General features: G+C 61.5%; 12 protein-coding genes. All 12 read right to left on the bottom strand.

The features are described from left to right. Nucleotides 1-53 precede the first annotated feature (53 nt). Complete coding sequence (locus tag AC0L2M_RS15470) at nucleotides 54-335, bottom strand: DUF2160 domain-containing protein (RefSeq protein WP_023801186.1); 282 nt, start codon at nucleotides 333-335, stop codon at nucleotides 54-56. A 2-nt stretch (nucleotides 336-337) separates the two neighbouring features. Next, nucleotides 338-1,216, bottom strand: a complete 879-nt coding sequence (locus AC0L2M_RS15475; protein ID WP_473535363.1) for a carbohydrate ABC transporter permease — start codon at nucleotides 1,214-1,216, stop codon at nucleotides 338-340. A 43-nt stretch (nucleotides 1,217-1,259) separates the two neighbouring features. Then, on the bottom strand, nucleotides 1,260-2,126 hold the full coding sequence (locus AC0L2M_RS15480) for a carbohydrate ABC transporter permease (protein ID WP_091593734.1): 867 nt from the start codon (nucleotides 2,124-2,126) through the stop codon (nucleotides 1,260-1,262). Nucleotides 2,127-2,128: 2 nt separating this feature from the next. Further along, on the bottom strand, nucleotides 2,129-3,199 hold the full coding sequence (locus tag AC0L2M_RS15485; RefSeq protein WP_023801184.1) for an ABC transporter ATP-binding protein: 1,071 nt from the start codon (nucleotides 3,197-3,199) through the stop codon (nucleotides 2,129-2,131). 12 nt (nucleotides 3,200-3,211) lie between these two features. Further along, nucleotides 3,212-4,294, bottom strand: a complete 1,083-nt coding sequence (locus tag AC0L2M_RS15490; protein WP_287306975.1) for an ABC transporter ATP-binding protein — start codon at nucleotides 4,292-4,294, stop codon at nucleotides 3,212-3,214. Between the two features lie 28 nt (nucleotides 4,295-4,322). Then, nucleotides 4,323-5,849, bottom strand: coding sequence for a glycerol-3-phosphate dehydrogenase (glpD, locus tag AC0L2M_RS15495; RefSeq protein ID WP_473535296.1), 1,527 nt, complete (start codon nucleotides 5,847-5,849; stop codon nucleotides 4,323-4,325). Between the two features lie 139 nt (nucleotides 5,850-5,988). Beyond that, on the bottom strand, nucleotides 5,989-6,756 hold the full coding sequence (locus AC0L2M_RS15500) for a DeoR/GlpR family DNA-binding transcription regulator (protein ID WP_473535297.1): 768 nt from the start codon (nucleotides 6,754-6,756) through the stop codon (nucleotides 5,989-5,991). A gap of 126 nt (nucleotides 6,757-6,882) precedes the next feature. Beyond that, nucleotides 6,883-8,292 carry a pyridoxal phosphate-dependent decarboxylase family protein gene (locus tag AC0L2M_RS15505; protein ID WP_473535298.1) on the bottom strand — a complete coding sequence of 470 codons (1,410 nt, stop codon included), beginning with the start codon at nucleotides 8,290-8,292 and terminating at the stop codon, nucleotides 6,883-6,885. Nucleotides 8,293-8,347: 55 nt separating this feature from the next. Beyond that, nucleotides 8,348-9,079, bottom strand: coding sequence for a proteasome-type protease (locus tag AC0L2M_RS15510; protein ID WP_023801179.1), 732 nt, complete (start codon nucleotides 9,077-9,079; stop codon nucleotides 8,348-8,350). 32 nt (nucleotides 9,080-9,111) lie between these two features. After that, nucleotides 9,112-9,906: a transglutaminase family protein gene (locus AC0L2M_RS15515; RefSeq protein WP_023801178.1), complete on the bottom strand. Its 795-nt coding sequence runs from the start codon at nucleotides 9,904-9,906 to the stop codon at nucleotides 9,112-9,114. 61 nt (nucleotides 9,907-9,967) lie between these two features. Next, nucleotides 9,968-10,909 (bottom strand): alpha-E domain-containing protein, encoded by a 942-nt coding sequence (locus AC0L2M_RS15520; protein WP_023801177.1) that lies wholly within the window; start codon nucleotides 10,907-10,909, stop codon nucleotides 9,968-9,970. Nucleotides 10,910-11,110: 201 nt separating this feature from the next. Beyond that, nucleotides 11,111-12,523, bottom strand: coding sequence for a circularly permuted type 2 ATP-grasp protein (locus AC0L2M_RS15525; RefSeq protein ID WP_473535299.1), 1,413 nt, complete (start codon nucleotides 12,521-12,523; stop codon nucleotides 11,111-11,113). Nucleotides 12,524-12,526 lie beyond the last annotated feature (3 nt).

Genomic DNA, 12,526 nt, shown 5'->3' on the forward strand with positions numbered 1-12,526 from the left:
GTTCCAAGTGCTATCTGGAGCAGCCCCCGGGCATGCTCCAACAGTTTCCCCCTCTATACGTAGCGGAACACGCCGATGGCGTAGACCACGGAGAGAGCGAGAGCCCACCACAGGTTGGGTCCTACAAGGCCCAGCCAAGCGAGATGGATAAAGGCGCTGCCAAGCAGCGATAGGAAGAGACGGTCGCCGCGCGTCGTCTCGAAGCGTAAGACGCCGATGCGCGGATTGCCGCCCGGCGAGGCGTATTCCCAGACCGCCATGCCGCAGAGCAGCAGGAAGATGGTGCCGAAGAAGGCGGCGGTCGGCCAGGTCCAGGCCATCCAGGAGAAGCTCATGATCACACCCTCCCCAGGGCAAAGCCCTTCGCGATATAATTTCGCACGAACCAGATGACGAGCGCACCCGGTATGATGGTGAGCACGCCGGCTGCGGCCAGCACGCCCCAGTCGAGGCCCGAGGCCGAAACCGTCCGCGTCATGATCGCGGCTATCGGTTTTGCCGCGGTCGTGGTCAGCGTCCGCGCGATCAGCAGCTCCACCCACGAGAACATGAAGCAGAAGAAGCAGGCCACGCCGACACCACTCGCGATCAGCGGCATGAATATCCTGAGGAAGAAGCGCGGGAAGGAATAGCCGTCGATATAGGCGGTCTCGTCGATTTCCTTCGGCACGCCCGACATGAAGCCTTCAAGGATCCAGACCGCCAGCGGCACGTTGAACAGGCAGTGCGCCAGCGCCACCGCGATATGGGTGTCGATCAGGCCGAAAGCCGAATAGAGCTGGAAGAACGGCAGCGCGAACACCGCCGGCGGCGCCATGCGGTTGGTCAGCAGCCAGAAAAACAGGTGCTTGTCACCGAGGAAGCGGTAGCGCGAGAAGGCATAGGCTGCCGGAAGCGCCACGGCGACGGAAATCACCGTGTTCATAACCACATAGACGATCGAGTTGATGTAGCCCCTGTACCACGACGGATCATTGAAAATGACCGCGTAATTGGCAAGCGTCGGGTTTCTCGGCCAAAGCGAGAAGGCGCCGAGTATCTCCTGGTTGGTCTTGAAGCTCATATTGACCAGCCAGTAGATCGGCAGCATCAGGAAGATGATGTAGATCGTCGGCACCAGCCACCAGAACCGTGACTCCTCGCCGCGTCGCCGCATCTTGCGGGCCAGCGCGGCGTTCGCCGTCTGCGCTTCCGCTGTAGCGGGGGTCTGCCGCATCAGCGTTCGTTCGTTGGCCGTGGTTTCGTCGAGGCGCGCCATCTCACCGCTCCGCATCGTAGGCTGTCATGACGGTGTAGAACACCCAGGACAGGAGCATGACAATCAGGAAATAGATGATCGACATGGCCGCCGCCTCACCGAGGTTGAACTCGCCGATGGCCAGCTTCACCAGATCGATCGACAGGAAAGTGGTGGTGTTGCCGGGCCCGCCGCCGGTCACGACGAACGGTTCGGTATAGATCATGAAACTGTCCATGAAGCGCAGCAGAACCGCGATCAGCAGCACGCGGTTCATCTTCGGCAGCTGGATGTAGCGGAAGATCGCCCAGCGCGACGCCCCGTCGATCTTGGCCGCCTGGTAATAGGCGTCGGGGATCGAGACCAATCCTGCGTAGCAGAGCAGGACGACGAGGCTCGTCCAGTGCCAGACGTCCATGACAATGACGGTGATCCAGGCGTCGAACGGGTCGTTGACATAGTTGTAGTCGAAGCCGAGCGCGCGCAGCGTATATCCGAGCAGGCCGATATCGACGCGGCCGAACACCTGCCAGATCGTGCCGACTACGTTCCACGGGATGAGCAGCGGCAGCGCCATCAGCACCAGGCAGACCGGAACGCCCCAGCCCTTCTTCGGCATGTTGAGCGCAATGAAGATGCCGAGCGGAATCTCGATGACCAGGATGATGGCCGAGAAGACCAGGTTGCGGCCCATCGCTTCCCAAAACCGGTCGGAATGCAGGATTTCCTCGAACCATTCCGCGCCCGCCCAGAAGAAGACGTTGTTGCCGAAAGTGTCCTGCACCGAATAATTCACGACCGTCATCAGCGGGATGATCGCCGAGAATGCCACCAGCAACAGCACCGGCAGCACCATGAACCAGGCCTTGTTGTTCCAGGTCCTTCCCATGCTCAGCCTCCCATCTCGACGCGCCAGGAATCGGCATAGATGTTGATGCCGGCCGGGTCGAAAGCGATCTTCGGATCGGCGGGAATGTCCTCGTCCTCGCCGATAATCGCCGCGATGTCGCGGCCTTCGAAACTGGCGCGCACCACCTTGTGGCGGCCGATATCCTCGACCTTGCGGATTGAAACCGGCATGCCGCTGGCGCCAAGCCTGACATATTCGGGGCGGATGCCGAGTTCGATCGCACCGGTGATCCCGGCCTTGGGCGCGCCCGGCAATTCGATCGTCTGGCTGCCGAGCCGCGCGCTCCTGCCTTCGACCGCGACCGGCATGACGTTCATGCCCGGCGAGCCGATGAAATAGCCGACGAATGTATGCTTGGGGCGCTCGAACAGTTCGGCTGGCGAGCCGATCTGAACGATCTCGCCCTCATACATGACGACGACGTTTTCGGCGAAGGTGAGCGCCTCGGTCTGGTCGTGCGTGACATAGACCATGGTGAAGCCGAAGCGCCTGTGCAACTGCTTCAACTGCGAACGCAGCACCCATTTCATATGCGGGTCGATGACGGTCAGCGGCTCGTCGAACAGGATCGCGTTGACATCGGAGCGCACCAGCCCGCGTCCGAGCGAGATCTTCTGCTTCTGGTCGGCGGTCAGGCCCCTCGCCTTTCGCTTGGCCATGTCGGCCAGACCGGTCATGTCAAGGGTTTCACGCACCTTGCGGTCGACGTCGGGTTCCGCAACGCCGCGGTTGCGCAGCGGGAAGGCCAGATTGTCGTAGACGGTCATGGTGTCGTAGATGACCGGGAACTGGAACACCTGAGCTATGTTGCGCTCCTGCGTCGACAGATTGGTGACGTCCTTGCCGTCGAACAGAAGCTCGCCGTGCGACGGATACAACAGGCCGGAAATGATGTTGAGCAGCGTGGTCTTGCCGCAGCCCGACGGCCCCAGCAGCGCATAGGCGCCGCCGTCCTCGAAGGCGTGATGCACCTCCTTCAGCGCATAGTCCTTGTCCGACTTCGGATGCGGCCCGTAGGCGTGGCGGATGTGATTGCAGTCGATGCGCGCCATGTGCCCTCCTCCTCAAGCCGCCAGCATCTGCGGCGGCGCGGCCGAGCGGCCGTTCGCGTCGAACACCATGATGTGCCGCGGGTCGATGAACACCTCGATGGTCTGGTCCGGCTCGAACACCAGGATGCCGTGCTCAAGCATGACCCAGCGGACATCGGCGAAGTCGAGATGCACGAAACTTTCAGAACCGGTGATCTCGGTGACCGAGACCTTGGCTCTCACCGCCACCGCCGACGGGCTCGGCCGGGCAAGGGAGAGATGGTGGGGCTGGAAGCCGATCGTGTAACTCGTATCGGCAATACCGACGAGTTCAGCCGGCACCGGGAGGCTCACCCCACCTTCAAGAAGGAAGCTCGAACCGCTCTTCTTCAGCACGATCGTGTTGAGCGGCGGATCGGCGAACGTCCTGGCCGTGACGAGGTCGTTCGGCCTGCGGAAGACGTCGATCGTCGGGCCGAATTGGGTGATGCGGCCTTCGGAAAGCGTCGCCGTGTTGCCGCCGAGCAGCAAGGCTTCGTGCGGCTCGGTCGTGGCGTAGACGAAGATGGTGCCGGTTGCCGCAAAAATCTTCGGCAATTCCGCGCGCAACTCCTCGCGCAGCTTGTAGTCGAGGTTGGCGAGCGGCTCGTCGAGCAGCACGAGGCTGGCGTTCTTGACGATGGCGCGCGCCAGCGCGGTGCGCTGCTGCTGGCCGCCGGACAGGCTGAGCGGCGTGCGGTCGAGAAAGGGCGTCAGCTTGAGAAGGGCTGCGGCATTGCGTACCTCCTTGTCGATCTTTGCCCGCTCGGCACCGGCCACCCTCAGCGGCGAGGCGATATTCTCGTAAACGGTCATAGCCGGATAGTTGATGAACTGCTGGTAGACCATGGCGACGTTGCGCTTCTGCACCGGGATGCCGGTGACATCCTTGCCATCGAACCAGACCGAGCCGGATGTCGGCACGTCAAGGCCGGCCATCAGCCGCATCAGACTGGTCTTGCCGGAAAGCGTCGGCCCGAGCAGGACGTTGAGCGAGCCGTGCTGAAGCGTCAGCGACACGTCGCGTATGTGCTCCGCCGCGCCGACCGTCTTCGACACGTTTTTCAGTTCCAGCATGATGCCTCCTCCCAGGCTTTCTGCATGACTATTCGGCAGCCGCGACATGGCGCCGGCTTATCCCGCGCATGAATTCGTCGAGCGCTGCCGCCTGCTCGCGGCTCAGTTGCAGGCCGCGCTTGGTCCTGCGCCACAATACATCTTCGGCCGTCATCGCCCATTCATTTTGAACGAGGTAGCGTACCTCGGCCTCGTAGAGATCGGCGCCAAAGTTGCGGCCAAGGTCGGCATTCGACCTGGCGAGGCCCAGCAGCATCCTTGCGCGAGTCCCGTAAAGCCGGGTCAGGCGGCGCGCCAGACGCGCATCGAGGAACGGATAGGCCGTTTTCAGTTTCGCCACTTCGGCGTCGAAGCCGCTCGCCGGGAAATCGCCGCCCGGCAGCGGCGCGTTTGCCGTCCACGGCTTGCCGCGCTTGCCGAGAAAACCCTCGATTTTCTCGAGCATCGATTCCGACAGCCGGCGATAGGTGGTGATCTTGCCGCCGAAGGTGTTGACGATCGGCGCCGTGCCTTCGCCGCCGTCGGTCTTCAGCACATAATCGCGGGTCGCTTCCTGCGCCTTCGAGGCGCCGTCGTCATAAAGCGGGCGCACGGCGGAATAGGTCCAGACGATGTCCGAACGCTTGACCGGTTGCGCGAAATATTCGCTCGCCGCAGCACAGAGATAATCGATCTCGGCGTCGCTGATCTTCACGTCGTGCGGGTCGCCGGAAAAGTCCTGGTCGGTGGTGCCGATCAGCGTGAACTCTTCTTCATAGGGGATGGCAAAGATGATGCGGCCATCCTTGTTCTGAAAGAAATAGGCGCGCGGATCGTCGAATTTCTTGCTGATGACGATATGGCTGCCCTGTACCAGCCGGACATTGTGCACGTCGTTCAAGCCGACGGTAGCCGACAGCACGTGGTCGACCCATGGGCCGGCGGCGTTGACCAAAAGCCGCGCCTTGACCTCCTCGGTGTCGCCGGTCTGCGTGTTTTGCAGCCTGACCGTCCAGAACTCGCCTTCACGGCGTGCGCCGACGACTTTCGTGCGGGTTCGTATCGTTGCGCCGCGATCGGCGGCGTCGCGGGCGTTCAACGCCACCAGCCGCGCATCGTTGACCCAGCCGTCGGAATATTCGAAGGCCCTGCGAAACAACGGCTTCAGCGGCTTGCCGGCTGGGTCGTTTGCCATGTCCAGCGTCTTGGTCGCCGGCAGCAATTTGCGCCCGCCAATGTGGTCGTAGAGGAAAAGGCCGAGCCTGATCAGCCAGGCCGGGCGCAGGCCCTTGGCATAGGGCAGCACGAAGCGCATCGGCCAGATGATGTGCGGCGCGTTCTTCCAGAGGATCTCGCGCTCCATCAGCGCCTCGCGCACCAGGCGGAACTCATAGAACTCCAGATAGCGCAAGCCGCCATGGATCAGTTTGGTCGAGCCCGAGGACGTGCCGCTGGCCAGATCGTTCATCTCGGCAAGAAACACCGAGAAGCCGCGCCCAACCGCATCGCGGGCAATGCCGCAGCCGTTGATACCGCCACCGATGACGAAGATGTCATGGATCGGGGATGCGCTCACAAAAAGTCCTCCCGGATTTCGCATTGCAGCATTTTTAGGTTTTTACGAAACCGTGTCGGGATTATTTCGAAATAGGAACGAATGTCAAACGAAATATAAACAGCGGGAGTTGCCGCAACGGCACCATCAACGGTCCCATCTAGGAGAGCGAGGTTTCGATCAGTTGAACCTCTGCTTCCTGGCAGATCTTGCGCACCGACGGGATGTCGCAACGGTCGGTGATGAAAGTGTTGACCTGCGACAGGTGGCCGATGCGAACCGGCGCCGTCCGCTCGAACTTGGTCTGGTCGGAAACGAGGATGACATGCCGGGCATTGGCGATGATCGCCTGCGCCACCTTCACCTCGCGAAAATCGAAATCGAGCAACGCACCGTCATGGTCGATCGCCGAGGCGCCGATCACCGCGTAGTCGACTTTGAACTGCCTGATGAAATCGACCGCCGCTTCGCCGACCACACCCCCGTCGGAACCGCGCACGACGCCGCCGGCAATAACAACTTCGATGGAAGGATATATACGCATCCTGTTGGCAACATTGATATTATTGGTGATGACCATCAGGCCGGCATGATCGAGAAGCGCCTTGCTGACCGACTCCGTCGTGGTGCCGATATTGATGAACAGCGAGGCGTTGTCCGGTATCAGCCTGGCTGCGGCGCGACCGATCGCCTCCTTCTCGTCGGCGGCGATCTTGCGCCTCGCCTCATATTCCATGTTCTCGATGCCGGACGGGAACAGCGCCCCGCCATGGATACGGGAAAGCAGGCGCTGGTCGCACAGATCGTTGAGGTCCTTGCGGATGGTCTGCGGCGTCACGTTGAAATGCGTTGCCAGATCCTCGACCAGCACGCGGCCATTGTCCTTGGCCATCTGGATGATCTCGGAATGACGCGACGACAGATACATTGGGGACCTCCCGTTTTCGTTTTCCTTGTCTATAGCGAAAAACGAAAGCGGTGAAAAGGCATGGGGGCGGCTAACGAAAAATGCATGCGTCCAAAGACAAACCTCGACGCAACTTCGCCGACCAATTCAGGCCAGCCGGCGGGAGATTTCGGTGATGACCCCGAATGCGGTGTCGACATCCGCCGCCGTCGTCTCGAACTGGCCGACCTGAAAGCGGATCGCGACCTGCCCGTCCACCCGTGTCTGCGTCAGGTAGATGCGGCCATCGTCGTTGATCGCGTTGACCAGCCGCAGGTTGTGTTCGTCCAAATCGGTGCCGGCCGCCCGATGCCGGAACGAGAACAGCGACAGCATCGGCTCCGAGGCGATCTCGAAATCCGGTTCCCTGGCCAGCCGCTCGGCCAGCCCTTCGCTCCAGGCGACATGGTTGCGGATCATGGTCCGCAGATTTTCCAGCCCGTGGGCGCGCAGCAGGAACCAGAGTTTCAGTGCGCGAAAGCGCCGCCCGAGCGGCACCGACCATTCGGAATAGTTGATGATGCCGTCGCGCCCATGCGTCTCCAGGTAATCCGGCTTGATGGCCAGCGTCCGCACCAGGTCTTCCGGCCGGCGGATGAACTGCACCGAGCAGTCGAACTGCGCGCCCAGCCATTTGTGCGGGTTGAAGACGATGGAATCCGCCTGCTCCACGCCCGCCCAGAAATGCCGGTATTCCGGACATATCATCGCCGATCCGGCCCAGGCGGCATCGACATGCAGATAGAGGCCGTGCCGTTTCGCCACCGCGGCGACGCCGGCGATATCATCGGTGCCGCCGGTGCTGGTGCCGCCGACGCAGGCGATGATGCCGGCCGGCAGCATGCCCGCCTGCCGGTCGGCAACGACAGCCGCTTCGAGAGCTGCGACATCCATGGCGCGAAAGCGGCCGGCAACCGGAATACGCACGAGATTGTCATCGCCGACGCCCGACACCCAGATCGCCCGGTCGATGGAGGTGTGGACCTGATCGGAAGAATAGACGCGCAATATCGGCTGGCCTTGCAGGCCCTTCTTGTTGCCCTGCCAGTCGAGCGCGCGCTCGCGCATGGTCAGCACGGCGGCGAGCGTCGCCGACGATGCCGAATCCTGCATGACGCCGGAAAACCCTTCCGGCAGGCCAAGCGCCTGACGCATCCAGTCGACGACGCGCGTCTCGAGTTCGGTCGCTGCCGGCGAAGTTTGCCAGAGCATGCATTGCGCGGCCATAACCGAGACCAGATATTCGGCCACCACCGAGACCGGTGCGGCATTGGCCGGGAAATAGGCGAAGAAGCGCGGATGCTGCCAATGCGTCATGCCGGGCAGGATTTTGCGCTCGAAGTCGGCGAAGATTGCCTGCATCGTTTCGCCATGTTCCGGCGGCGAGACTTCGATGCTTCTGGAGATTTCGCCCGGCTCGACGAGCGGCCGCACCGGCCTTTCGCGAAGTGTGCTCCTGTAGTCGGCACCCCATTCGGCCGCGCGCAGCGACCATTCCCGGAATTCGTTGCTATTCATCTTGCTCTCCGTCGCATCGGGCCCAGCGATCAAAGAGCACGAAAAACGGAGGCTTTCACTCGGGAAAGTCAGGCAGGCTCGCAAAAGCAGCCTTCAGTGCATTCGACCAGCCGTCCGAGATCGTCCGATAATATTGGTCGTCCTGGGCGATCCGCTTCTTCAGGCTGACCTTGAAGGCGTCCTTTTCGTAGAACAGCAGGTCGAGCGGCAGACCGACCGACAGGTTCGATTTCAGCGTCGAGTCGAACGACACCAGCAGCAGTTTCACCGTCTCGGCGAAACTCATCGCCTTCTCATAGGCGCGGATGATGATCGGCTTGCCGTATTTGGTCTCGCCGATCTGGAAGAACGGCGTGTCTTCGGTCGATTCGATGAAATTGCCTTCCGGATAGATCATGAACAGCCGCGGCGCGCTGCCCTTGATCTGGCCGCCGAGGATGAAGGAGGCATTGAAGTAGGAATCGGCCTTTTCGCCCGCCGGCGACGAACTGGCGATGACTTCCTTGACGGTGTCGCCGACCAGCCGCACCGTCTGGTACATCGACGGCGTTTCAAGCAGCGTGGCGTGGCGATCGGCCACCGCCTTGGTGCGTTCGTCGAGCAGGCTGACGACAGCTTGCGTCGTCGCCAGATTGCCGGCCGACATCAGCACGATGACGCGCTCGCCCGGCTGCTCCCAGACATGCATCTTCTTGAAGGTAGAGATCGAATCCATGCCGGCATTGGTGCGCGTGTCCGACATGAACACGAGCCCGCGATCGATCTTCAAGCCGACGCAATAGGTCATCGAATCCCTTTGGCAGCAAATCTTGCCGGGGATTACTGCTCCACGGTGACGGTCACCGCAAGCTGTTCTTCCGCTTGTCCCAGTCGAATTCCTGATACGGGCGTGGCATCGCGGTAATCACGGCCGGTTGCCACCTTCACATAGCGTTCGTCGGGCGAAATGCCGTTGGCGACGTCGAACGCGACCCAGCCAAGGCCCGCAACATGCGCTTCGGCCCAGGCATGGCTCGCCGCCTGCTCGACCGCCGCATCCATCATCAAATAGCCGCTGACGTAGCGGGCCGGAAACCCCATGGCCCGCGCGGCAGCGGCAAAGATGTGGCTGTGGTCCTGGCAGACGCCGGTCTTGAGCGCCAGCGCGTCCTCGGCCGGGGTCGCCGCGTTGGTGGTGCCCATCGTATAGGCCACGCGCTCGCCGATCACCGCCATCAGCCGGTGCAACCTTTCGATATCGGCCCCCTCGCCGACCGAGGCCGCGAGTTCGCGAATACCGCCGCCGATCGTGGTCAACGGCGTTTCCTGGCCAAACAACCACAGCGGCGCGAAACCCTGATGTGGCCCGCTGACGCCTGATGTGTCGCGTGTCACCACCTCGCCCGATGCCTCGACAGTGATGAAATCGCGCTCACCTTCGACGCTCAAAAGCCGCGTGTCGTTGCCGAAATGGTCGGTGAAGCGCACCTCTTCGCGCGCCCCTTCGATCTTCAGCGCCCAGGACAAGACGGTCTGTGTCGGACCGCTGACTGGAAGCAGCCGCAGCCGCTGCAACAGATAGTGCACCGGCGCATCGTAGCGGTACTCGGTCCGGTGAGTGATCTTCAGCCGCATTGCTCTCGTCCCCTGAGCATGATCTTTTCCGGAAACCGGCTTCCACTTTCCGGGATCATGCTCAATAAAACCTGTAGTCCTGCGCGATCTCGTCGCCGAGCCTGATGTTGTCGAGGATGAAATTGGCCAGGAATTCATGCAGGCCGGCGTCGAATATGTCCTTGATCGAGCCGGCGGCCAGCATGGCCTGGGTCTTGCCGGCTGTCACATGACAGGCATGGCGCTCACCATAATCGTCGCCCAGGAATCTGAGATGCTCCGTCAGGAAGCGGTAGCAGAAGGTCAGCGAGCGTGGCATGCGAACGTTGAGGATCAGATAGTCGGCAATGTTGCTCGGCTTGTAGTCGGCCTCGTAGACCCAGCGATAGGAGCGATGCGCCGACACCGAACGCAGGATCGATTCCCACTGGTAGTTGTCGAGAGTGGAGCCGACCCACGAGATCGACGGCAACAGCACGTAGTATTTCACGTCCAGGATGCGCGCCGTGTTGTCGGCACGTTCGACATAGGTGCCGAGCTGCGAGAAATCGAAGATCTCGTTGCGCAGCATGGTACCGTAGAACGAGCCGCGGATCAGTGCCGTTTCGCGCTTGATCGCGTCGAGCACGCTGGGCAGATCGCGTTCGTCGATCGGCTTGGCCAGCATGCGCTTCAGCGACATCCAGGCTTCGTTGATGCTTTCCCAGGTTTCGCGCGTCAATGCGGTGCGCACCATGCGGGCATTGTTACGGGCCGTTTCGATCGACGTCATCGTGCTCGACGGGTTGGATGTGTCGCGCAGCAGGAAATCGGCAACGTTGGCGGCGGTATAGTCGGAATATTTCTGCGTGAAGGCAGCGTCCGAACCGGCACTGAGCAGCACCGAATTCCACTCTTCGGAGGCGTTCTGGGTGCGGGTCAGCGCCATGCGCAGCCCGGCATCGACCAGCCGCGCCATGTTTTCCGCCCGCTCGATGTAGCGGTTCATCCAGTAGAGCCCGTTGGCGGTGCGGCCGAGAAGCATTCTACGCGGTCCTTCGGACGGTGAATGGTGAATGGTGAATGGTGAATGGCCAAATTTTTCCAGGGCACGACGCCGCGCGCTTCATTTCAGGGCATTTCACCAACATCGACGACATGTCATCCTTATCTATTCACTATTCACTATTCACTATTCACTATTCACTATTCACCATTCACTATTCACTACTCGCTACTTCCCACTCTAATCATCCAGCACCCATGTATCCTTCGTCCCGCCGCCCTGGGACGAATTGACCACCAGCGAGCCTTCCTTCAGCGCCACACGCGTCAGCCCGCCCGGCACGATCTGGATGCGGTCGGATACCAGCACGTAGGGCCTGAGATCGACATGGCGCGGCGCCAGTCCCTTGTCGGTCAGGATCGGACAGGTCGACAGCGCCAGCGTCGGCTGGGCGATGTAGTTCGACGGTCTTGCCGCAAGTTTCCTGGAAAAATCCTCGCATTCCTTCTTGGTCGCCGCCGGTCCGACCAGCATGCCGTAGCCGCCGGAGCCATGCACCTCCTTGACCACTAGCTCGTCGATATGTTCGAGCACGTATTTCAGGCTGTCCGGCTCCGAGCAGCGCCAGGTCGGGATGTTGCCGAGGATTGCCTTGCGGCCAGTGTAGAATTCGACGATCTCGGGCATGTAGGAATAGATCGCCTTGTCGTCGGCGATGCCGGTTCCCGGCGCGTTGGCGATGGTGATGTTGCCGGCGCGGTAGACATCCATGATGCCCGGCACGCCAAGTGCTGAGTCCGGACGGAAGGTCAGCGGATCGAGGAAAGAATCGTCCACCCTTCGATAAAGCACGTCGATCTGCTTGTAGCCTTCGGTCGTACGCATCGCGACGTGGCCATCGACGACGCGCAGATCCTGCCCCTCGACAAGCTGCACGCCCATCTGGTCGGCAAGGAAGGCATGTTCGAAATAGGCGGAGTTGAAGCTGCCCGGCGTCAGCACGGCAATGGTCGGCGCACCCTTGGTGCTCAGCGGTCGCACCGCTGCCAGCGACTGGCGCAAGAGCTGCGGATAGTTTTCCACCGGCCGCACCTTGATCTGCTGGAACAGCTCTGGGAAGAGCTGCATCATCGTCTCGCGGTTCTCCAGCATGTAGGAGACGCCGGACGGCGTGCGCGCATTGTCCTCCAGCACATAGAACTCGTTCTCGCTGATGCGAACGATATCGACGCCGATGATATGGGTGTAGACGCCGGCCGGCGGCCGTACCCCGATCATCTCCGGCAGGAACGCCTCGTTCTTGGCGATCAATTCCTTGGGGACGCGCCCGGCGCGCAAGATCTCCTGGCGGTGGTAGATATCGTCGAGAAACGCGTTCAGCGCCTGGACGCGCTGCTCGATGCCCTGCGTCAGCCGTCGCCATTCATTGCCGGAAATGATGCGCGGGACGATATCGAAGGGAATAAGGCGTTCGGAGGCTTCCTGCTCGCCATAGACGGCAAAGGTGATGCCGGTCTTGCGAAAGACGCGTTCGGCGTCCTGCATCTTCTCGCTAAGCCTGGCCGGATCCTGGTCCTTCAGCCAGCGGTCGTAAGCCGAATACGGTTTTCTCAATCCGGAGATTTCCGGAAGCATTTCGTCGAACGCTGCCAATCG

This window comes from Mesorhizobium sp. WSM4806 (assembly GCF_055811635.1).